Below are 22,449 nucleotides of genomic sequence, written 5' to 3'. Positions count from 1 at the left end.
CGTGCCGCAACCAGGATGCAGCTTGTAGCCATGCAGGACGATCAGCTAGAAACATGGATGTTAGGACAGGATTGGCGCGCCGACCTGCGACCCTTTGTCTGCGTAGACCTTGACCACTGGCCTGACGATCTTGCGATCGATCCCTTACCACCGGTACCTTTGATCGGCATCGGTCGCGCCGACCATCCGCAAAGCAGGCGAGTCGATCTTATAGTTGAGCCGCCCATTTCCTTGCCAGCGTTGGCTAGAGCTATCCGCGCAGCGCCGCAGGCATCTGCCATTGTGACCCAGTTGCTGCGAAGCATCGATGGCATGCCTTTTGATGGTGCGCTTACGTTCGAATCTCTCGCCTTCGCTGCGTTGCAGGCTGGCGCAGAACATCAGACCTGGCGAGCAAGTCAGCGCGACGCCAAGCGGCAGGCCGAAGCGCCAGGCCGAATTCAACTGGACAGACGGGGCGAGACGCTCGCGATCCTGCTCGATCGCCCGCAGTCGCTGAACGCCATAGACCGGCCGATGCGGGACGGCCTGTTCGAAGCATTCAGCGTCGCAGCAATGGATGGGAGTATCGAACGCGTCACGCTGCGCGGCGCTGGTCGTTGCTTCAGCCTAGGGGCGGATCTTCACGAATTTGGAACCACGAGCGATGCAACGGAAGCCCATGCCATTCGCATGCGGACCTTGCCGGCGCGAGCCCTTGTCCGGCGGCCGGGCATCATGGACGTTCATGTGCAGGGCGGTTGTGTGGGATCTGGATTGGAGCTTGCAGCCTATGCCCGCCGACTCACGGCAAAGTCCGATGCGTGGTTCCAGCTGCCAGAAACTGGCATGGGCATTCTGCCGGGCGCCGGCGGATGCGTCTCCCTCTCTAGGCGCATTGGCCGGCAGCGCGCGGCAGCCCTCATCCTTTCGGGCCGGCGGATCACTGCGCGAACCGCTTTGACGTGGGGTCTGATTGATGCAATCACCGACAATCCGGACGATTGATGCGACGCCGCCCTGACATGTCTTCAGGCGAAAAGCTTCTTCACCTCGCGGCGAAGCAACTTGCCCATCTCATTATAGGGCAGCGCTTCGACCCGTTCGATACGCTCTGGCACGCGTGAGGAACGCAGACGGTCGCGAACAAGTGCCTTGAGTTCGTCATCGCTTGGCGCATGCCCATCACGCACGGTGATGGCCACTCCTACCGCCTCTCCCCACTCGACAGAAGGAATACCTACCGCTGCCGCGTCGGCGATGCCGGGATGGGTCAGCAGCACATCCTCAATCTCACCTGGAGACATATTTTCACCGCCGCGCACGATGACGTCGTCCGCGCGGCCGGACAAGAAAATATAACCTTCTTCGTCCATGTAACCGGCATCTCGGGTAGGGAACCAGCCGCCAGGCAGCAGCGCACTACGTTCCTTATATTCACCTGATACCTGCTCGCCCCGGACATAAATTTCGCCGGCGCTGCGGGGACCGAGCACCCTGCCATCCTCATCACGAATCTCGATTTCCACCGTGGGCAGGGCTTGGCCAATTGATGTCAGGCGTGCCCGCACCTTTGGATCATCGGACGCCAGAGCAGCGCGATGATCATCGGGTCCGAGTAGGGCGATGGTTGAACTGGTTTCAGTCAAGCCGTAAGCATTGGTGAAACCGGTGTGAGGGAATAAAGTAAGAGCGCTCTGGATCACCTCCAGGGGCATCTTGCCGCCGCCGTAGGCGATCGCCCGAAGCGAGGAGACATCCGCCCGCACTCCCTGCTCCATCATGTTGATGACGCGCTGCAACATGGTCGGAACGACGAAAGCGTTTGTCACCTTCTCGGCTTCGACCAACTGCAGCCAGTCTTCCGGAGTGAAAGCGGGCAGCATGACCATGCGACGATTCGCATAGATGGACGACATAATCGCGGAAATGCCGGCAATATGATATGGAGGGACTACGATCAACGTCGCGTCGTCCTCATTTGCTGACGCAAACTCAACAGAACCCAAGATGTAACCCATCAGGTTTGCATGGCGCAGGATCGCAGCCTTGGGCGCGGCGGTGGTGCCACTGGTAAATAGCTGTACCGCGACGCCGTCCCCTGGATCATAGACGCGATCCGTATCGCCCGGAACCAGCTCCTGCGCCTTCGCCACAAAGTCCTCGCGCGCCATGACGATGTGGCCCTGATCGCCTGCAATACGTGTCACTCGTTCCTCGTCGCCCACAACCAGCGCAGGCGAGATACGGGCGAGCAGCGCTGACAGATCGGTATCAGGTAGCCTGTAATTGAGTGGGCAATAGGGCACGCCTGCTAGCGCCGCACCGAATAGCGCGATCGCCGATGCCTCACTGCTTTCATCGAGCAGCGCGACATATTGCGCGCCGCTCTGCTCGATCATCTCGAACGCCCCGCGAGCGGCCGCGAGCAGATCACCATATGTCCAGCGCTTGTCGTCACAGACAAGGCCGACACGATCCGCCGACGCGTCGGCGGCCATTTCCAGGAGGAGCGCGATGTTCATGCGATCTGAGACTTTACCTGATCAATCGGACGACGGCAGAGGCTTGGCGTCCTTGAGCTGCGCTGCAACGCCGTCAACGCTGAGTGATCCGGCACCCGGCTTCACGCACAGCAGTTCGAAGGTAGCTGCCGCATCAGTGTAGCGTTTGCCCATCATTGTCCCACCTGCGAAGGCGGGATCGATCACGCCCTTCTCGCCCGATCGCTCCTCTACCATTGGCACACCGCCGCATGCGATCTGCCCGGTGCCGGCCTTGATCACCATCACTTCAGTGTCGCACACTGCGCTTTTCAATTTTGTACCCGGTTTCATTGCCTTGCTTTCCCGTTTTCACACTCATTAGGAGCGCCACTCGCGCGGCCTAACGTGCATGCCACCGTTGGCGACGTGGCGTGCGTACCACAATCATGATGAGGGCAGGAATTATCCGCAAGTGCTGCTTGGGCAAAGCCGGAAGGGAGCGGAAATCCGAGTCATCGCGCGCACGATGGTCAAAAGCACACTTCCTGGCACTCTGCCATTGCAAACAAGAACGTTGCGCGACTAGATTATTGAGCTAAATTGGCGGTTTTACAGGTGGGATGATTAGATCGTGCTGAAAACTCGGCCCTCAACGGCCACGAAGAAAAAGGCAGGCGGCCGGAACGGGCAGAAGATTACGCCTCGCAACCAAGCAGGTAGGCCGACGCTTGCCGAATTGGAACGGCGCAAAGGCACTGTGCTAGAGGTCGCGACAGATCTGTTTGTCACCCAGGGTTATGCCGAAACATCGCTGGTCGACATCGCCAAGCAGGCAGGCGTGGCGACCCGAACACTTTACCAGCATTTCGGTGACAAGGAGGCGATCTTCCGCGAAGTAATCTATGCTCGTCGCTCCGCGCCGCTGATCCCCTCACCCTCGGCTCCACATGAGGGTTCTCTTTTTGAGACCCTGATGCTGACGGCGCAAAAGGCGCTCGATTATGTTCTGCTTGAAAACTCGTTGGATCTGATGCGGCTGATGGTAGCTGAAAGCCGGCGCTTTCCTGATTTGATGGCGCGCGTCGCCACTGCGACCTTTGCCCGGTTCAATGGTAATGTCACGAAGGTGTTTGAGGATCTGGCAGCCCGAAGGCTCATCCCCGATGGCGACCATGCTGAATCAGCCGGATTCTTCCTCGACATATTGCTCGGCAACATGGCGATGATGAACTATACGGGATGGCAGCGCAGTCGGCCCGACGACACCATTCTCACGAAGAAGATCGATCTTTTCATCCTCGGCCGGTATGGACCGACGGTGGCTAAAAAGGCTCGGTCGAAACCATCTTCGCAGCGCTCACCTGCTCTTCAGGATTTAGCGCCGAAGCCGCGATCAAGCAAAGGCGAAGCCAGCCGGACACCGAAGGCGGCCGCCCCCAAAACCGAAGCCAAGCCCCGCTCGAAGCAACGCTTGGATGAGGTGAACGATGAAGTATCACCTATGAAGCGTTCCAGCGCCAAAAAGGTGAGAATGGCCACGAATTGAACATTGTAATGAGCAGATGGCGCGGGCAGCACAGTGCGCCCGCGCTGAAATTTTCTACCTCGGCCGGCGTGTGTCGCCGTCCATATCTTCTCTGAGGCGCTCAAGCTCGTCGCGGGAAATGTTCACGAACCCCATTCACTATGATGCCCACGAACTGCCCCAACATACCTCAAGGGGCTTATATGGCGGCCATCAGCGAAAAAATATAATTAACCGCCTTCTTGACCTCTATAGTGGTGGTCCTCTGCCGACACTTTCTGGTGCGAGGGCTGGTGCCGCGGCCAGTAGAGCCGCGTAGTCCAGATAGTGTAGTCCGTTCATCCTTACCGCGTCCTCTGAAAACGAGGCACGCGGGCCCCGCTGAAGCCCGAAATGTGATTGTCGATAGCGATTCGGATAATATCCAATTCATCGCCGGGAGGATGTTGCGGTTCTTGCGGACGGCGTCCGAAAACAGGATATTGAGCATATGGAAGAGGCGCCCTTAAGCAGGAGTCATGTCAAGCGGACTGTAGGCCGCCCCCGTCGGCTCACATTGGAAGCGATTGTCGATGCCGCTTGCGAACTGGGCCTTGCTCGTTTCGAGATGAATCTTCTCGCCGAGCGACTGAATACTGGCGTCGCAACGCTGTACGGCTATGTTCGCAGCAAGGAAGAGTTGGAGCAGATGATGCTTCAACGCCTGGCGTGCGCGGCTGATGTTTGTGAATCAGCAGACACTTGGCAGGATTTGCTGAGAGAGCATGCGGCAGCATCGGTACGCGCGTCGGAAGCGCTGCCTCACCTGCTGGCCAATCTCGTAAATGGTGAACCCAATGAGCGGGAAAATGCCTATGCCACAGCCGTCATCAGCAAGCTTAGCTCCTGCGGTCTCAGCGAAGCCGACGCGGTCACACTTTATATAGAAGTGACACAAACCGTCATTGGTGCGGCGATCTGTCGCGCCCGTGCAAAACGGCTGAAAGAACGGGATCCTGAGTTCGCGAACAGGAGCTCGAGTGCACTGGGCGACCATCGGCCAACAGTCGAGAGGATCATTCGTGATTATGAACTGCGGGGTCGAGACTGAGCGCATGGTACAACTACAGGGGTCGTAGCAGCGCCTCCTGCATGACTGTAGCGACCAAACGGCCGTCCTGCGCGAACAGCATTCCGCGCGCCAAGCCCCGACCGTGATTGGCCCAATCGCTGTCAATGCGAAACAGCAGCCATTGATTGAGATGCGCAGGCGCATGGAGCCAGATCGCGTGATTAAGGGAAGTGACGAGGAAGGTTCGTCCCGGGCCGCCGTGTGGCGCAGCTGCTGCGCCTGCGAGCCAATAATCGGATAGTAGGAGCAACAGGGCTTGGTGATCTGCCTCCTCCCTCATCCCTTCCGCCGAGGGAATTCGCATCCAAAGATCCCGCGTTGGCGAACCCGGTCCGTCAAACAAGCCCTCCGGTTTAGCCGGCCGCAACTCGACGGGGAAAGGCATGGCGAAAATCCGGCGCAGTGTGTCGGGCAATAGATCGGTGTGGGCCACAAGATCCGGCAGAGGCCGGAGCTTTTCAGGAGATATGGCATTGCCAGCCTGAGCAAACTGGTGCGCTGGACCTTCTTCCCTAGCGTGAAATGTGCACTGAAAATCGAAGATCGCACGCCCATCTTGGCTGGCAAGCACGCGCCGCTGGGCGAAGCGCCTTCCGTCGTTCACACGTTCGACCACAAAATCGATCGGTTGGTCGAGCCGCCCGCTTCGCAGAAACAAGCCACTGGCCTGGGAAGCGGGCCAGCCGGGCGCGGTCCGCGCCGCCGCAGCCAGCGATTGCCCTAATTGCTGTCCGCCAAAAGTCGCACCAGCGTAATTATCAAGATTGTGGCGAGCGCGGAACCGGTCTGGCTCTATCTCGTCGAGCAGTAACAATTCAGCCGCACTTGGCGGCGGTTGATCAAGGCTTGGCCGGATTTGTGGCGTCTGTCCCATGATGTCCGCGATGCGCCTACCAAGCCAAGCATTCAATCCATTGCGCTTCAGCATCGCTCGGGCGATCGCAGGGATAGCTGAAGACATGCTTTACCCGAGAATCAATGCGCAGACGCCGTTGCAATATTTGTTGTTAGGGAGGATAAGAGAAGGGACGGTAAAAAGAGAGGAACCGGAAGGGTGCACCCACATTATCAGGCCATTTTGGAAGCCTATGCGAAGTCGGGTCGCCCCTTTTTTCATCAAGGCACTCCGGCCGCAGCGCGAGAAATGATGCAAGCGTCGCTTGCAGCCGCGCCAGCTCCGGTTGGCTTACCCGAACTGGCAGATGTCGTTAATGAGAGCATCGAGGGACCAATCGGGCCGATCCCCATCCGACGCTACACGCCAGTGGGCGCGGCTGTCGGCAAGGCTGTCTATTTTCACTCGGGTGGTTGGGTCGTCGGCACGCTCGATCATGCGGACTCGGTGTGCCGTAGGCTGGCTGCACAAGCCGGATGTGTGCTGGTGAGCGTAGACTATCGCTTGGCACCAGAACACCCCTACCCTCAACCTTTTGAAGATGCCTATGCTGCACTGCTCTGGGCCGCAGGCGCCTTGCCCGGCCCACTTCTCGTGGTAGGTGAAAGCGCAGGCGGCAATCTCGCCGCGGCCTGCACAATCCGCGCCCGCGATGAAGATGGCCCCGAGATAGCAGGGCAGGTGCTGGCATATCCGGCGACGGATCATGATTTCGAAACCGCGTCTCACAAGGAAGTCGGCGGTCGCAACTGGCTGCTCTCGACCGCCGATATGCGATGGTTTTGGGATCATTATTGTCCGGAGGGCATCGACCGGAATCATCCTTGGATTGCGCCGCTCAGGGTCCCCGATGCCAGTAAGCTACCTCCCGCCTTCATTCGGGTCGCGCAACTGGATCCGCTTCGGGATGAGGGATTAGCCTATGGTCGAAAATTAGTGGAAGCGGGCATTTTAGTCGATGCCGATTGCGATGCTAACATGCTCCACGGCTATTGGAGCGCAGCGGGTCTGGTGGAGGCTGCAACCGGTGCAGTGACTGAAGCAGGCAATTGGATGCGAGAGCGTCTGCACGTGCGCGCCCAGGCCTACTGATCGAATTGAAAGGGATCTTAATGCAAGCTAAGTTTATTGTGACCGGGGGGTTTGGCGCGCTTGGTCATGCCGTCTGTGCGGAGCTCAAGGAGCGGGGTGGCATCGTTGCTGTAATCGACATCGCCCCTCGCCCTGCTGCCTTTGACGGCATTGTTGCTGCCGGTGTCGACCTGGCGGATGAAGCGGCTGTGGACGCCGCATTTGCTGATATTGTGCAGCAGCTTGGAGGCGTTGATGGACTGGTCAACGTCGCAGGCGGGTTTCTGTGGGAAACGGTTGCGGATGGTTCGGTAGAGAGCTGGGACAGGATGTACCGCATGAATGTCCGTACAGCGGCAATCTCGTGCCGTTCCGCGCTGCCGCATCTGACTGCTGGCGGCGCCATCGTCAATGTTGGCGCTGCTGCTGCAGCCAATGTGGCGACAGGCATGGCACCCTATGCCGCCTCCAAAGCCGGAGTCATGGCTCTCACAGAAGGCTTGGCGGACGAACTCAAGGGAAAGGGGATCCGCGTTAATTGCGTGCTGCCGACGATCATCGACACCCCGATCAATCGCAAGGATATGCCGGAGGCGGATTTCAGCACCTGGGTCAGGCCCGAGTCTGCCGCAAAGGTAATCGCGTTTCTGCTCTCACCTGATGCTGCGCCGGTCACCGGCGCAGGCATCCGTCTCTCGTTGGGAGGGTAATCCTAAAGGCACCTCCACCATCGCCCCGGCGAAATCGACGCGCTCCGCTTGCCCTTGGCACGGACACAGTGCCAACACCGTACATTAGACACGCCTGAACCAGGGAAAGTCACCATGTCCACAGAAGCAACGACGCCCGGCGCGAATGCCGCAATACCCGATCCGAGCACGCAGCTGGAAATATTCCGGCGCATGACACTGATCTCCAAGAACGATGAAGCGGCGCGCAAAGCGATCCGCACCGGTCGGCTGATCATGCCCTATTATTCGCCTAAGGGTCAGGAAGTCATCCCTTCGTCAGTGTCGGTGAACCTGAACGACGATGACCAGATTTGCACCATCTATCGCGGCACACATGACATGCTGGCGAAGGGGGTGCCTTTGAAGGATCTATGGGCCGAAATGGCCGGCCGTGTCACCGGCACCTGCAAGGGCAAGGGCGGGCCAATGCACATAACCCATCCCGCTTCGGGCGCGATCCTGACGACAGGCATCGTCGGCTCCTCCATGCCAATCGCCAATGGGCTCGCGTGGGCACACAAACTCGACGGCAGCCGCCGCGTCGCCGTCGCATATTTCGGCGATGGTGCATCGAACATCGGTGCCTTCCATGAAAGCCTCAACATGGCTTCACTGTGGAAATTGCCGGTTATCTTCGTCTGCCAGAACAACCGCTTCTGCGAGCATACGCGGTATGAAAATGTTACTGCGGTGGATAAGATTTCCAAACGCGCCATCGGCTATGGCATGCCCGGCGTCACAGTGGACGGTAATGACCCGTTCGCGATGTATGCCGCTGTTCACGAAGCCGTCAACCGCGCCCGCGACGGCGAAGGCCCGACCCTGATTGAGGCGATCACGTTCCGCTTCTACGGCCATGTCTTTGGTGACAATGACAGCTATATGACCAAGGAAGAAAAGGCCGAGGCAATGGCCAAGGACCCGCTGCCGATCTTCCGCGCGAAGCTGCTGGAGAGCAGCGTTGCAACTGAGGAACAGCTCGCCAAGATCGAGGCGGACATCGCCTCCGAGATCGAGGAAGCCATCGAATTTGCGCTCGGTAGCGATCTGCCACCGCTCGAGGAGCTTGAGCGCGATGTTTATGCCGATGCGGGAGCCGCCTGAGATGACTGTTGAAACGAAAAAGATCCACGCGCTGGCAGCGATTAACGAAGCACTGACGCAGGCTATGGAGCGAGACCCTAAGATCATTGTGCTCGGCGAAGACGTCGCTGACCGTGAAGGTGGCGGCGTCGTCGGCGTGACCAAGGGCCTGTCGACCGCCTATGGCGACGACCGCGTCAAATCCACTCCGATTTCGGAGCAGGCGATCATCGGCGCTGCGATCGGCGCCGCGATCAACGGCTACAAGCCAGTCGCTGAAATCATGCTCATGAATTTCACAACCGTTTGCATGGACATGATCACCAACCATGCGGCCAAGCTGCGCTATATGTCGGGGGGCCAGACCACGGTTCCTATTGTGATCCGCACCTTTACTGGTGGTGGTTTTTCGAGCGGCGGCCAGCACAGCGACTTCCTGGAAGCGTGGTTCGCGCATACGCCTGGCCTTAAAGTCGTTGCGCCATCGACGCCCGCAGATGCCAAGGGTCTGCTGCTCGCAGCCATCGACGATCCCGATCCGGTGATCTTCATTGAATGCGGCCGGGCCTACCTGGTGCAAGGCGAGGTGCCGGTTGATCCGATCGCAATCCCACTCGGCAAGGCCCACATTACTCGCGAGGGCAGCGATGTAACCATCATCAGCTATTCGGAAATCGCAACCCGGACGCTTGCTGCCGCAGAAGCGCTGGCAAGCGAGGGCATTTCGGCCGAGGTCATAGACCTGCGCACCATCTCCCCTTGGGACAAGGAAACCGTTCTCGCCTCTGTCCGCAAGACGGGCCGAGCCGTGATCGCGCACGAGGCGGTCCGCGCCTTCGGCGTCGGTGCCGAAATTGCCGCAACCATACAGGAAGAAGCCTTTAAATCACTCAAGGCTCCGATCAAGCGGCTTGGTGCGCCTTATGCGCCGGTGCCCTTCGCAGGGGTCTTGGAACAGGCCTATCTGGTCAACGCAGAGCAGATCGCAAACGCCGCCCGCTCTACGATCGCTGCCTCCTAATATTAATCTACCGACCATCTCGCGAGTGGCCGGCACATTCGACAGGAATTAAACATCATGGCAACTGACATCATCCTTCCCAAAATCGGCTTTTCGATGACCGAGGGCGTACTGTCCGAATGGCTTGTTGCCGACGGCGCGACGGTGAATGAAGGGGAGCCGCTCTTCTCGATCGAGAGCGACAAGTCGACCAATGAGGTCGAAGCGCCCGCCACCGGCGTCGTTAAGATCATCGGACAGCCCGGCGAAACCTATGAGGTTGGATCGGTCATAGGAACGATCGAGTAATCGAGAATATCCGGCCAGCGGTATGCATCACCTTATGCAATACTCCTATTGCATTCCAGTTTAAGGCGACTATCCCAGCGGGCCGGCTGTCCGGGATTCGGGCTGAGCGCCAAGCGCAGCGGCTCGCCGGACATCGTGAAAAGGAGCGGACGGAATACCCATGTCAAAGGCCGATGACACTCAGGCGCTAAGAGCCCTTGTCGCTTCTGAGCCGCATATCCTCGATGCGCACCTGGCGCAGCTGGACCCCGTGCCTCTCCTGCTCGTGTACACACACTTGTCAGGCGACGAGACCCTGCTTCAGGAATTTCGACCTTACATCAAGGGAGCCTGGAGCTTCGAGGTGGACGTACCCGAAGAATTGCAGGCCGAACTGCGCCACCGATTGACGGCTACGCTGCGCGATTATGCCGAACATGACCGGCCGCTCCCGCCCGCACCGGATGTCGACAAGTTGCAGCGCATGTGCGACGCCGCCGTCGGTCAACATGTTCCTTCAGAATATATGCCAATGGTGCTGGAGGAGTTGAACTTTGACCGGACGGACGCCAAGACGGTCCGCTGGCGCAAGCCTGTGTCCCGTGAGACGCTCGAGCGCTACCATGTGCTTGTGATTGGCATCGGCTATTCCGGTCTGGCCATGGCGATCAAGCTGAAGGAAGCGGGCATCCCCTTCACCGTCATCGAGAAGAACGACGATGTAGGCGGCACCTGGTATGAAAATACTTATCCCGGCGTCGCGGTTGATACTCCCAATCACTTCTATTCCTATTCCTTCCGGACCGAATCCAACTGGGATCATTATTTCGCCCAAGGCCCGGAGATCATCAAATATATCCGCACCGTCTATAAGGAAGCGGATTTAGCCGACCATGTCCGTTTCGAAGAGGAGGTCATCTCTGCCATCTGGGATGCGGATCGTTCACTTTGGACAGTGAAAATCCGCCGCAAGGATGGCAGCGAATATGACGAAAAGGTCAATGTGGTGGTCAGCGGCTCGGGCCTGCTGAACCGTCCATCCTATCCGAACATTTCGGGAATGGACAGTTTCCAGGGGCCGATGTTTCATTCGGCTCGCTGGGATCACAGCGTCGATCTGACCGGCAAGCGCGTAGTCCAGATCGGCACCGGCGCATCCGGCATGCAAATAGGTCCGGCGATCGCGCCGAAGGTTGGGCACCTCACGATTTTCCAGCGGTCGCCCCACTGGGCGCGAAAGAACCCGCTGCTGTTTGCAGAGGTCAGCGAGGGCGTCAAATGGGGTCTTGAGCACATCCCTTATTATACAAAATGGTATCGTTTCCAGCTGCTTTACGCGACCTCTGACGGCGTGCTGCCTTCGCTACGCAAGGACCCGGACTGGCCCGAACCGGACACCTCATTGAACGCGGCGAACAAGGAAATCCGCGAGCAGTTGATCGCCCACATGCGTAGCGAGCTTGGCGGCCGCGAGGATTTGCTGGCGAAGGTCACTCCCAAATTTCCGCCCTATGGCAAGCGCATGCTGCGGGATGGCAACTGGTTCCGCACGCTAACACGCGACAATGTTGAGCTGGTAACCGGGCCAGTCCAGAAGATCACGGAGACGGGGGTAGTAGACAAGGATGGGATCGAACATCCCGCCGACGTCATCATCCTGGCGACGGGGTTCAAGGCACAAGCGCCGCTTTATCCGATAGAGGTGATTGGCACCAACGGTTCGATCCGCGACCATTGGGGCGAGGACAATCCGCGCGCACATCTTGGCATCACCGCGCCTGATTTCCCAAATCTCTTCATCCTCTATGGCCCCGGCACAAACGGCGGTCACGGCGGGAGCGCCGTGTTCAATAGTGAATGTCAGGTGCGCTACACGATGCTGGCATTACGAGAACTGATCGAGCGCGAGGCCGCAAGCCTGGAAGTGCGCCGTGAGCCATATGAGGCCTATCAGCAGTTGTTCGATGCCGAGCATGCCCAACTGGTCTGGACCCACCCTGGCGTAAACAACTGGTATCGCAACAAGGATGGCCGAGTAGTGACGAACTCACCCTGGCGACTCTGTCATTATCGCAACCTGACGGCCAATTTCGATCCAGCCGAATATGACATCAAAAACGCCAAGGTAGACGCATGACCCTAACGCCCCTTCTTTCGCCACGTTCGATCGCGGTCATAGGCGCGTCGGACAATGCAAGGCGCATCGGCGGAATGCCGGTCGATCTGCTGATCCGCGCCGGCTTCGAGAAGATTTATCCAGTCAATCCGAAGAATGAGACCATTCAGGGCCTGAAAGCCTATAGAAAGATCGAAGATGTACCCGAGCGGGTGGATCTGGTTATCCTTGCTGTATCTGCGGACATGGTTCTGGAGCAGCTCGAACGATCTCATGCATTGGGTATCCCCGCTGCCATGGTCTTTGCGGCGGGCTACGCCGAGACCAATGAAGAATTGGGCATCGCAAAGCAGGCCGCTCTGACCAGCTTCGCGACACGGAGCGGGATGAAGATTGCCGGCCCGAACTGCATGGGCAATGCAAACTTCACCGACCAGATATTCACCACCTTTGGGCCCAGTTTCCAGCCCGGTGAACCTGCCGGAAATACCGCGCTGCTCACCCAGTCGGGAAACATGTGCGCAACTGTGTTCCGCATGGCCAAACGCGCTGGCGTAACCTTTAGTCAGATAATTAATACCGGCAACGAAGCCGCGGTCGACTTCAGCGATTATCTGGAGCATCTTGCTAGTGATCCCGCCACCCAAGCGGCGGTCTGTTATATCGAGCAACTCCGCGATGGTCCCAAGTTCATGGCTGCGGCGGCCAAATTCAGGGCGGCGGGCAAGCTGCTGACCGTCTTTAAGGTTGGCGTCTCGGAAAAGGGTGCTGCCGCTGCCGCGTCGCATACCGCTGCGCTCGCAGGTGACAGCGCAGCCTATGACGCTGCCTTTACTCAAGCCGGCGTCGCACGCGTCAATGAGCTCTCGGGTCTCTCTGATCTCGCCTATCTTCATGGTTTTGCCGACAAGATCGGTGGCTCTAATTGCGCCGTGCTCAGCATCTCGGGGGCAGCTGGCGCAATCCTTGCCGACGCGCTGCAACTGTCCGGCGGCGACACGCCTACTTTGCCGCAGTCGGTTCAAGATGCACTTGACGCCCAGATCCCCGGCCACGCGATGGTTTCGAACCCGGTCGATCTCACGGGCAATATAGTCAACAGCAACGAATTTTTGAGCGACTGCATTAATATCGCGCTTTCGGCCGAAGCGATCGATGTCCTCCTGCTCTACACACCGGGCAGCTTTCTGACCGGCGCCTATGAGCAGATCAAGAAGGCGGCCGCTGCCAATCACAAGGCCGTGATCGTGATCGACACCTATTCCACGGCAGACCGTGCCGAGCTTGCAGCTGACGGAATCGTCTATTTCGACGATTTTGATCGCGCCGCGCGAGCGATCGGCGCCTATGGCAAGTGGAAGAAATCGGGCATGGCCGCTACAACCGCCGCGGCCGCGACCGCTGTTTGGCCGGCCTTGCCTGAAGCTCGTGTCGCCCTGTCGGAAACTGAGGGCAAAGAGGCGCTGGCCGCCTTCGGTGTTCCGGTAGTGCGGGATGCAATCGTTCACACGCCGGAGGAAGCAGGCGAAGCCGCGAACCTCATCGGCTATCCGCTGGTGGCCAAGCTTGTTAGCCCCGATGTAGCGCACAAGACCGAACATGGCCTCATCCGGCTGTCCCTCAAGGATGAGGATGATGTCGTCGACGCCTTTGAATCTATGATGGCTAAGGCTCGCTCGATGGATGTTCATATCGAAGGCGTAACCCTCGAGCCGATGCTGCAGGGCGGCGTCGAGATACTGGCCGGTGTCACGCGCGATCCCGTATTCGGCTGGATGCTGACTGTCGGCATGGGTGGCGTGTGGACCGAACTCATGAAGGACGTACAGCACCGCCTTTTGCCGGTCGACGCCGCAGGCGCGGAGGAGATGCTGCGTTCGCTCAAGAGCTTCAAGCTGCTCGACGGCTATCGCGGCGCTCCCAAAGCGGATGTCGTCGCTGCCGCGAAGGCGATCGCGGCATTGGGTGACGCGGTGCTCGCTGGTGGCGAGCGGCTGCGCGAAGTTGAAGTAAACCCGCTGTTGGTCCTGCCCGAGGGCAAGGGCGCGGTAGCGGTGGACGCGCTCGTCCTGCTGACGGAGCCGGCGCGCGCACCCGAGGAGGAAGCGGCATGAACGATCTGGTCCAACGCTCTGACGAAGGCATTGTTTACGAGACCGATGAACCGGTCCGCTACGAAGTGGTGGATCAGGTCGCTTGGATCGTGATGAATCGGCCGGACTTCAACAATGCCCAGAACAGCCAGATGACCTATGCGCTTGACGACGCCTTCAATCGCGCGATCAGCGACGATGAGGTGAAGGCGATCGTGCTGGCGGGGGAAGGCAAACATTTCTCGGCCGGGCACGACATCGGCACGCCAGGGCGCGACGTCAACAAGAGCTTCGAACGGCGGCTGATGTTCGCGGACCACACGAACAAGCCCGGAGCAGAGTTTCTCTACACACGGGAGCAGGAAGTCTATCTGGGCATGTGCCGCCGCTGGCGGGACGCGCCGAAGCCGACAGCCGCCATGGTGCAAGGCGCGTGCATCGCGGGAGGTCTCATGCTCGCCTGGGTATGCGATCTCATCATCGCCTCAGAAGATGCCTTCTTTCAAGACCCAGTTGTGCGCATGGGCATTCCTGGCGTGGAATATTTTGCTCACGCCTTTGAACTGCCTCCGCGCATCGCAAAGGAATTTTTGCTGCTGGGCGAACGGATGAGTGCACAGCGGGCTGAGCAGTTCGGCATGGTCAACCGCGTTGTAGCGCGTGACAAGCTGAAGGAAGAAACGGCAGCGGTCGCCGCCAAGCTCGTCGCGCAGCCGCGCCTGGGCGCTTGGCTCACCAAACAGGCGATCAATCATGTCGAGGATCTGCGCGGTAAGCGCACCGCCATGGACGCGGTATTCCACATGCATCATTTTGCTCATGCACAAAATGACCTCACTATGGGTAATTCGATTGCGGGCCTTGACGCCAAGGCGATGGCGGCAGCGAACAAGAAGCAGGCTGGCGAGTGAAGCTGGAATTTACCCAAGAACAGCGCGCCTTCCGCGCGGAAGTGCGTGCATGGATGGAAGCCAATGTTCCCGGCGTCCCCCTCCCCTCCTTCGACCTGACCCGCGAAGGGTTTGAGGCCCATCGCGACTGGGAGCGCAAGCTGAACGAAGGTCGTTGGGGCATGGTGACATGGCCCGAGGAACTCGGCGGACGGGGCTTGGACCTCATCCGCTGGCTGATCTTCGAGGAAGAATATTATCGCGCCGGTGCGCCTGTTCGCGTCAACCAGAACGGAATTTTCCTTCTTGGCCCCACAATGATGGAGTTTGGCACGGAGGAACAGAAGAAGCGCTTTCTTCCGTCCATGGCCGCGGGCGACATAGTCTGGGCGCAGGCGTGGTCGGAGCCAGGCGCAGGTAGCGATCTTGCCGGCGTTCGTTCCACCTGCACGCGCGATGGCGACCATTATGTGCTGAACGGTCAAAAAATCTGGTCAAGCCGCGCCGTCTTTGCTGACTGGGCATTTGGCTTGTTCCGCGAGCCAGGCAGTGAGCGGCACAAAGGCATGAGCCTCATCCTCTTCCCGCTCGACGCGCCGGGCGTCACTCGACGGCCCATCGAGCGGCTGGATGGCGAAATGGTGTTTGCCGAAATCTTCCTGGACAATGTCCGGGTACCCGTTGCCGACCGGCTGGGTGACGAAGGTCAAGGGTGGCATGTCTGCATGGCGACCGCCGGGTTCGAACGCGGCCTTCTGTTGCGTTCGCCAGCGCGCTACCAGGAAGCTGCCAAGAAGCTGATCGCTCTCTACGAGGCGCACAAGGAGAAGCTGCCGAGCTCCACTGGAGAGCGCGTTGCGCAGAGCTGGATGGACGCAGAAGCCTATGCGCTCGCGATATACGCCATGTGCTCAAGGTTGGAAGCCGGCGGCAAGATCGGGCCTGAATCATCCACGAACAAAATCTTCTGGTCTGAACTGGACATTGCGCTGGCTCAGACCGCCATGGATATTTTGGGCGCCCGCGGTGAATTGTTGCCCGAGGCGCCCGGCCGTGGAGATGCGGCCGACTGGTTGCAATATTATATCTTCGCTCTCGCCGGTCCAATCTATGCCGGTTCGAATGAGATCCAGCGCAACATTATCGCCGAGCGCATGCTTGGACTGCCGAGGGCCTGATCGCAATGGAATTTGCCTTCACCGAAGATCAGATCGCCATCACCCAGGCGGCGCGCGAAATGCTGATTGACACCTGCACACCGGCCGATCTGCGCAAGATGCTCACCACAGGCCAAGCTCGCGATGAAGCACGCTGGGCCACGATCAAGGAAATGGGACTGCTGGGCCTAATGGCGCCCGAAAGCGCCGGCGGCCTGGGCATGGGGCTAACCGATTTCGTCGGCGTCGCCGAGGCGGCGGGCTATGTCGGCCTCCCCGAACCGTTGGTCGAACATGCCGGGATTGCGGTGCCGCTGCTCGCCGCGCTTGGCGAGAATGACCGACTGGTTGAAGCGATCGATGGCCACACGGTCGCGCTCGGCTATCCCGGTCGTGCCTTCGTCGCTGATGCCGATACCGCAGTCGCGCTGCTCCTCTCCGATGGCGATACGCTTCACTTGCTCGAGACGGCCGCCGTCGAGCTAAGCCGCCAGAAGAGCATCGATCCCTTCCGCAGGCTCTACTCGGTGGACTGGACGCCGTCTGCCGCTACCCGGCGCGATGGTGGATGGAGCGACATAATGGATCGCGGCGCCGTGCTGGCGGCAGCGCAGCTCATCGGACTCGCGCAGCGTAGCATCGATCTTGCCGTCGCCTATGCCAAGGAACGCACCCAATTTGGCAAACCCATCGGCAGCTACCAGGCGGTCAAACATTTGATCGCCACGGCACAGGTGAAGATCGAGTTTGCGCGTCCGGTCGTTTACGCCGCCGCTGCCGAATTGGCCCTCGGCACGCTCCCGGCGAAAGCACGCGTCAGTCACGCCAAAATTGCTGCTGGCGACGCTGCCGACCTTGCCACCCGCACGGCGGTGCAAGTGCACGGCGCGATGGGCGTAACTTGGGAAGTCGATCTACATTTCTTTTTAAAACGCGCCCAGGCGCTACGCTTTGACTGGGGCACACCGGCGCAGCATCGCGCCCGTGTGATGGAGCGTATGCTGAATGCACCTACTGGTCCAGATCAGAGTTTCGCCAGCGAAGTCGCTGCCTAAAGGCGGCGCAACGCCGGACCTCATCGTACGTCAGAGAAAGAGTAGCATCGCACCAACGATCTTGTCACAACACGGACGATACGGCACACGCAGCTCAGGCATTAATAAATAGCATCTATTGCATTTTGATGGACCGGTCCTTTAAAGACTGTGTGCAAACGATCGAACGAGAATGAAATGACGCAAGGCACTTGCGTCGGGAAGAGGGGCTTGAATGTTCCTGGCACCTGACGGCGACGAAATCGAGATCACTAATGCCGCCGCCGAGTTCCTGGGTGAGGCGATGCCGTTAGATCGGCTTCACACCGCGGGGAATGCCGACATGTCTGTCGCTCTGCGTGCGCAGTTAGGCAACATGGGCTGGTTCGCGTTAGCTTTGCCCGAAACGAAAGGCGGCAGTGGCCTTACTGCTGTTGAACATGCGCTGTTCTTCCGCGAGGTCGGACGGCTGTGTGGACCGGTAGACATTCTCGCCCAGAGCCTGGCAGCACACATCGCGGACGAGCATCTGCGCCCTGCGATCGTCTCGGGCGAACAGGGCGTTGCCCTCGTCGTTAAGGATGGCAGCCGCGCTCGGCTGATTGGTGCGGCCGATGCCGTGCTGGCGCTGCAGGTCGATCAGCAGGGTGGGTGTCTGTTCGATATCGCCAGCACTGCATTCGAAGAGCGCGCCTCTCTCGATATCGCCAATTCACTTCGGATCGGTGACCTGCCTCAAGCTAATCGGGTCGCAGAAGTCGCCGACGATCGACTGTGGCAACTGGGCCAGTTGGGCACCGCAGCAATGCAGATTGGCTTGGCAGAGGTCGCGCTCGAGCTGATCGTGGAATATGCCAAGGTGCGCGAGACCTTTGGCCGCAAGATCGGGTCTTATCAAGCTGTGCGCCATCCGTGCGCGGATATGGCCCTTCGGGCGGAAGCGGCACGTTGCCAGCTTTGGTTTGCCGCCGCAGCCATCAAGGAAGGCCGGTCGGATGCCACCGTGCACCTCGACGCGGCCAAACACCTTGCCAATCAGGCGGCGCTCGCCAATGCCGACACCAATATCCAACTGCACGGCGGCATCGGCGTTACGGATGAGCATCATGCGCATCTGCTGCTGAAGCATAGCTGGCTGCTCGGCAAGCTCTTCGGCACCAAGCGCGCACTGTTGGCGCGCTTGCTCGATGCCCGCGTGGAAAGCTGACACGATGGACCTGCAATATTCCGACGAAGATCGCGCCTTCCGGGAGCGGGCACGTGCCTGGCTATCGATCAACGTACCACAGACGCCCCGCCCTGCGGGTGGCCCTGCCGCCGCCCAGTTTGACCGGGATTGGCAACGCAAACTGTACGAGCATGGCTGGGCAGGTGTCGCTTGGCCGAAGGAATTTGGAGGCCTCGGCCTTTCAGGCCTCCAACAAGTCATCTGGTATGAAGAACTCGCCCGTGCGCGGGCGCCGCATTATGTCAATACGACCTATGTAGCGATGATGCACGCCGGTCCGACGCTGATAGTGCGCGGAACGGAAGAACAGAAGGGCTTCCATCTGCCCAAGATTCTCTCGGGCGAATCTCTCTGGTGCCAAGGCTTTTCAGAGCCTAATGCCGGCTCCGACCTCGCCAGTCTGAAGACGCGCGGCGTGGTCGATGGCGACCATATCGTCGTTACCGGCGCAAAGATGTGGACGACCGAGGCGCAATATGCGGACTATCAAGAACTACTTATCCGGACTGACCCAGAGTCAGAACGGCACAGGGGTCTGACTTGGCTGATCTGCGACATGAAGACCCCGGGCATCGACATCAAGCCGATCCGAACGATGCTGCTCGACGAGCATGTATCAATGGTCTTTTACGACGAGGTACGAATCCCCATCGCCAACGTGGTGGGTGAGGTAAACAAAGGCTGGTCGACGGCACTGTCTACCCTCTCCTTTGAACGCGGCCTGGGCTTTATCGGCGATCAGCTTGATCTTTATGAACGCGTATGTCGCGCAATTGATCTTGCAGGCAAGGTAAGGCTCGAAAATGGTCGCTATGCCATTGAGGATGACGGCATCGCGCAAAAGCTCGCAAGCCTCAAGGCCGACGCCATTGCGATCCGTTCGATGACGCTCTCTCACATTACTGAGAGCGACCGCACCGGTGAGCCCGGACCCAAGGGATCGCTGATGAAGCTGCTAGTCACCGGAACGCACAAGACACTGAGCGAAACCGTTGGTGAAATTTTAGGCTGGGACTTTTTGGAGTTCAACGGGGACCGCAACGCCCATCCCTGGACTCACGATTATCTGTGGAGCTGGGTGTTCACCATCGCCGGCGGAACCAGCGAGATCCAGCGGGAAATTACGGCTGACCGGCTGCTCGACCTGCCACGGGCACGTTGAGTCGTCAGCGCTGCGGTGGCTACCGGTCCTTCAGCGGTTTAAAAGCGGTTGAACCCGAGCGATGCCATTAATGCAATGAGGCGATCATGGAGTGGACGACAAGGCAAGACCCTAGCGGCTTCACCGTAAGATGGAGCGACGAATGGGCTAAGCGCAACTTGGCTGGCGGCTATTGGCAGCAGACGACCCTAGTCGACACAGCCCGCGCCGCGCTGAAGCAGGATCCCTCTCGGCTGCTGCTGATCGAGGGCGAACGGCGACTGACGCGCGGCGAGGCGTGGGATCAGGCGCTGCGGCTAGCAGGCTTTTTCCAGTCGCGGGGCATGAAGCCAGGCGACGTTGTCTCATTCCAGCTACCTAACTGGGTTGAGTCCTCGGTACTCGCGCTAGCGGCGCGGATGTGTGGGCTCATCATCAACCCGATCCCGCCCATCTACCGAGAGTCCGAACTGGCCTATATTCTGGCCGACTGCGGAGCGAAGATGATCTTTGTGCCCCAGATCTTTCGCAAGCATGATCATGTAGCGATGATGGCGGGACTGCGGGCCGAACTGCCCAAGCTGGACGAAGTTATCACTGTGCGCGGGCAAGGCGCCCTGTGCTGGGAGGACGTTGCGGGCGGCCTCCCACTGGCCGAGGCCGAGCTGCCAAAGATCGATCCTGCGTCGGTGATGATGGTCATGTACACCTCAGGGACCACAGGCAAGCCCAAGGGCGTTATGCACACCCATTACAGTTTCGATCACCGCGCCAAGGCGATGGTTGATGGATGGGGTGTTGGCCCTGACGACATCATCTTCATGCCCTCACCCGTGACCCATATTGCAGGCGCTTTCTGGTGCTTTGACATCCCGTGGATCAGCGGCGCATGCAGCATGCTAATGGACGTTTGGGCAGCAGACGAGGGCGTCAACCTCATCGAAAAGCATCGCTGCACGATTTCGGGTGGAGCGACGCCGTTTCTGCAACAATTGCTCGATGTGGCGAAGGATCAGCCGGAGCGTATCGCGACACTTCGCCTCTTCTTCTGCGGCGGCACGACTGTCTCGCCAGACCTCATCAAGGAAGCCAGCGCGGCCTTCCCGAATGCGCTATTCTTCCGGGCGTATGGTTCGACGGAAATGACGACGGCGACGCTTGGCGTGCGCGACAAGGCGCACGCCGACATGGGCGCGGAAACCGACGGCGAGATTGTCTGGCCAGTCGAGCTGATCATTGTCGACGAAAACGGCAACCCGTTGCCCGAAGGCAAGGAAGGGGAGATATTGGCGCGAGGCCCTGGCCTGTTCGCGGGGTATCTCCATCCCTCCGATAATGAAGGTAACTTTCGAGCGGACGGCTTTTTCCACATGGGCGATCTGGGCCAGATCGTGCACGGCAACTATGTCGTTATTACAGGCCGTAAAAAAGACATCATCATCCGGTCGGGTGAAAATATCAGCCCCAAGGAAGTGGAAGACATTCTCTACAACCATCCAGCTATCGTCGAAGTGGCAATTGTCGCGATGCCGAGCCCAACTACCGGTGAAAAGGGCTGCGCCTTCATCATTCCGCGCCCAGGCCAGGCGATCGACTTGGTAGAGATCAAGCGCTTTCTCGAAGCGGAGGGACTGGCTCGGCAGAAATTCCCCGAACATGTGGTACTAGTTGACGATCTGCCTCGCGTGCCTTCGGGCAAGGTCAAGAAAGACGTGCTGCGCATCCGCGCGCGCGAGATCGCGGAAGGAATCCCGGCATGACAGAGTCTCTTGCCCGCTATGAAGTCCCGGTGGCCGGTGTAGCCCGGATCACGCTCGCCCGTGCGGACAAGTTCAATGCGATCAACCCGCAGCTGATCTATGATGTCAATGAAGCGTTCGATAAAGCGCTCTATGACGATCAAATCAAGGTCATCATCCTCGCAGCGGATGGTAAGCATTTTTCAGCCGGGCACGACATCGCCGACACAGTCGAAAGCTATCAGTCGGCCGTGCAGAGCGAAAGCCGTAAGGTGGGCACCTGGTCGGGATTCCAGGAACCTGAAACACACGGCTGGTTTGCGGCCGAAAAGGAAGCTTACTTCGAAACCGCCAAGCGCTGGCGTAACATCTCAAAGCCCACCATCTGCGCCGTGCAAGGCAAGTGCATCGCAGGCGCGCTCATCTTCGCATGGGTTTGCGACATCATCGTGGCGAGCGCCGATGCGCAGTTCTCCGACCCGGTTATGACATTCGGCATGCCGGGCGTCGAATGGCTGGCTCACCCATGGGAACTGGGGGCACGCAAGGCGAAGGAATTTTTGTTTACCGCTGACAGTTGGAGTGCCGATGAAGCCCATCGTCTGGGCATGGTCAACCACGTCGTCCCACGCGAGGAGCTCGCCGATTTCGCCCTCGCGATGGCGACCAAAATCGCCGGCAAGCCGAGCTTCGCGCTGAAGCTTGCTAAGGAAGCGGTCAACAAGACGCTCGATATCCAGGGTCAGGCCAATGCGCTCGACGCAGGCTTCTACCTTCATCATCTAGGTCACACTCAGAATTTCCGCCTCTACGGCTGGGGTATGGACCCGACCAATGTGCCAAGCTTGGCGAGCGTGCCGAAAATGAAGAAAGACTAGGCGG

20 protein-coding genes are annotated in these 22,449 nt (G+C 59.2%); 17 read left to right on the top strand and 3 right to left on the bottom strand.

Annotation, left to right across the window (positions count from 1 at the left end):
* Positions 1-15 precede the first annotated feature (15 nt).
* Positions 16-987: an enoyl-CoA hydratase/isomerase family protein gene (locus ACFO3E_RS16620; RefSeq protein ID WP_380806405.1), complete on the top strand. Its 972-nt coding sequence runs from the start codon at positions 16-18 to the stop codon at positions 985-987.
* Between the two features lie 23 nt (positions 988-1,010).
* On the opposite strand, the gene ACFO3E_RS16615 is transcribed toward ACFO3E_RS16620, so the two are convergent.
* Both ACFO3E_RS16615 and ACFO3E_RS16610 read right to left on the bottom strand, forming a co-directional pair.
* Entirely contained in the window at positions 1,011-2,504 is a 1,494-nt protein-coding gene (locus tag ACFO3E_RS16615; protein ID WP_380806402.1) for a class I adenylate-forming enzyme family protein, read from the bottom strand.
* Between the two features lie 21 nt (positions 2,505-2,525).
* Positions 2,526-2,768 carry a hypothetical protein gene (locus ACFO3E_RS16610; protein ID WP_380806400.1) on the bottom strand — a complete coding sequence of 81 codons (243 nt, stop codon included), beginning with the start codon at positions 2,766-2,768 and terminating at the stop codon, positions 2,526-2,528.
* Positions 2,769-3,096: 328 nt separating this feature from the next.
* On the opposite strand from ACFO3E_RS16610, the gene ACFO3E_RS16605 reads away from it, so the two are divergent.
* Positions 3,097-4,011 (top strand): TetR/AcrR family transcriptional regulator, encoded by a 915-nt coding sequence (locus tag ACFO3E_RS16605; RefSeq protein ID WP_380806397.1) that lies wholly within the window; start codon positions 3,097-3,099, stop codon positions 4,009-4,011.
* Positions 4,012-4,480: 469 nt separating this feature from the next.
* Positions 4,481-5,080 (top strand): TetR/AcrR family transcriptional regulator, encoded by a 600-nt coding sequence (locus tag ACFO3E_RS16600; RefSeq protein WP_380806395.1) that lies wholly within the window; start codon positions 4,481-4,483, stop codon positions 5,078-5,080.
* A gap of 13 nt (positions 5,081-5,093) precedes the next feature.
* Here the strand turns inward: ACFO3E_RS16600 and ACFO3E_RS16595 are convergent, their stop codons facing one another.
* The gene (locus tag ACFO3E_RS16595) at positions 5,094-6,062 is read right to left on the bottom strand and encodes an acyl-CoA thioesterase (protein WP_380806393.1); all 969 of its coding nucleotides are present in this window, start codon (positions 6,060-6,062) and stop codon (positions 5,094-5,096) included.
* Between the two features lie 183 nt (positions 6,063-6,245).
* Between ACFO3E_RS16595 and ACFO3E_RS16590 the strand changes: the two genes are divergently transcribed.
* The 14 genes from ACFO3E_RS16590 (at position 6,246) to ACFO3E_RS16525 (ending at position 22,445) form a co-directional block, all read left to right on the top strand.
* Complete coding sequence (locus ACFO3E_RS16590) at positions 6,246-7,088, top strand: alpha/beta hydrolase (RefSeq protein WP_380806390.1); 843 nt, start codon at positions 6,246-6,248, stop codon at positions 7,086-7,088.
* 20 nt (positions 7,089-7,108) lie between these two features.
* Positions 7,109-7,777 (top strand): SDR family NAD(P)-dependent oxidoreductase, encoded by a 669-nt coding sequence (locus ACFO3E_RS16585; RefSeq protein WP_380806388.1) that lies wholly within the window; start codon positions 7,109-7,111, stop codon positions 7,775-7,777.
* Between the two features lie 114 nt (positions 7,778-7,891).
* On the top strand, positions 7,892-8,902 hold the full coding sequence (locus tag ACFO3E_RS16580) for a thiamine pyrophosphate-dependent dehydrogenase E1 component subunit alpha (protein ID WP_380806385.1): 1,011 nt from the start codon (positions 7,892-7,894) through the stop codon (positions 8,900-8,902).
* A gap of 1 nt (position 8,903) precedes the next feature.
* On the top strand, positions 8,904-9,902 hold the full coding sequence (locus tag ACFO3E_RS16575; protein WP_380806383.1) for an alpha-ketoacid dehydrogenase subunit beta: 999 nt from the start codon (positions 8,904-8,906) through the stop codon (positions 9,900-9,902).
* A 57-nt stretch (positions 9,903-9,959) separates the two neighbouring features.
* Complete coding sequence (locus ACFO3E_RS16570) at positions 9,960-10,190, top strand: biotin/lipoyl-containing protein (protein WP_380806380.1); 231 nt, start codon at positions 9,960-9,962, stop codon at positions 10,188-10,190.
* Between the two features lie 160 nt (positions 10,191-10,350).
* Entirely contained in the window at positions 10,351-12,306 is a 1,956-nt protein-coding gene (locus tag ACFO3E_RS16565) for a flavin-containing monooxygenase (RefSeq protein ID WP_380806378.1), read from the top strand.
* Entirely contained in the window at positions 12,303-14,399 is a 2,097-nt protein-coding gene (locus tag ACFO3E_RS16560) for an acetate--CoA ligase family protein (RefSeq protein ID WP_380806375.1), read from the top strand. The genes ACFO3E_RS16565 and ACFO3E_RS16560 overlap by 4 nt, the downstream gene beginning before the upstream one ends.
* Complete coding sequence (locus tag ACFO3E_RS16555; protein WP_380806373.1) at positions 14,396-15,289, top strand: enoyl-CoA hydratase; 894 nt, start codon at positions 14,396-14,398, stop codon at positions 15,287-15,289. Before ACFO3E_RS16560 ends, ACFO3E_RS16555 begins: the two co-directional genes overlap by 4 nt.
* A complete protein-coding gene (locus ACFO3E_RS16550; protein WP_380806371.1) occupies positions 15,286-16,446 on the top strand; it encodes an acyl-CoA dehydrogenase family protein in 1,161 nt (386 codons plus the stop codon). Before ACFO3E_RS16555 ends, ACFO3E_RS16550 begins: the two co-directional genes overlap by 4 nt.
* 5 nt (positions 16,447-16,451) lie before the next feature.
* Complete coding sequence (locus tag ACFO3E_RS16545) at positions 16,452-17,480, top strand: acyl-CoA dehydrogenase family protein (protein ID WP_380806369.1); 1,029 nt, start codon at positions 16,452-16,454, stop codon at positions 17,478-17,480.
* 214 nt (positions 17,481-17,694) lie between these two features.
* Entirely contained in the window at positions 17,695-18,666 is a 972-nt protein-coding gene (locus ACFO3E_RS16540; RefSeq protein ID WP_380806366.1) for an acyl-CoA dehydrogenase family protein, read from the top strand.
* Between the two features lie 4 nt (positions 18,667-18,670).
* Positions 18,671-19,849, top strand: coding sequence for an acyl-CoA dehydrogenase family protein (locus ACFO3E_RS16535; protein WP_380806363.1), 1,179 nt, complete (start codon positions 18,671-18,673; stop codon positions 19,847-19,849).
* An 86-nt stretch (positions 19,850-19,935) separates the two neighbouring features.
* Complete coding sequence (locus ACFO3E_RS16530) at positions 19,936-21,588, top strand: AMP-binding protein (protein WP_380806360.1); 1,653 nt, start codon at positions 19,936-19,938, stop codon at positions 21,586-21,588.
* Positions 21,585-22,445 carry an enoyl-CoA hydratase gene (locus ACFO3E_RS16525; protein WP_380806358.1) on the top strand — a complete coding sequence of 287 codons (861 nt, stop codon included), beginning with the start codon at positions 21,585-21,587 and terminating at the stop codon, positions 22,443-22,445. The genes ACFO3E_RS16530 and ACFO3E_RS16525 overlap by 4 nt, the downstream gene beginning before the upstream one ends.
* Positions 22,446-22,449: the final 4 nt, after the last annotated feature.

This window comes from Sphingobium tyrosinilyticum (genome assembly GCF_042654265.1).
Classification (GTDB): Bacteria; Pseudomonadota; Alphaproteobacteria; order Sphingomonadales; family Sphingomonadaceae; genus Sphingobium; species Sphingobium tyrosinilyticum.
This window is presented reverse-complemented; position numbering and strand designations above follow the sequence as displayed.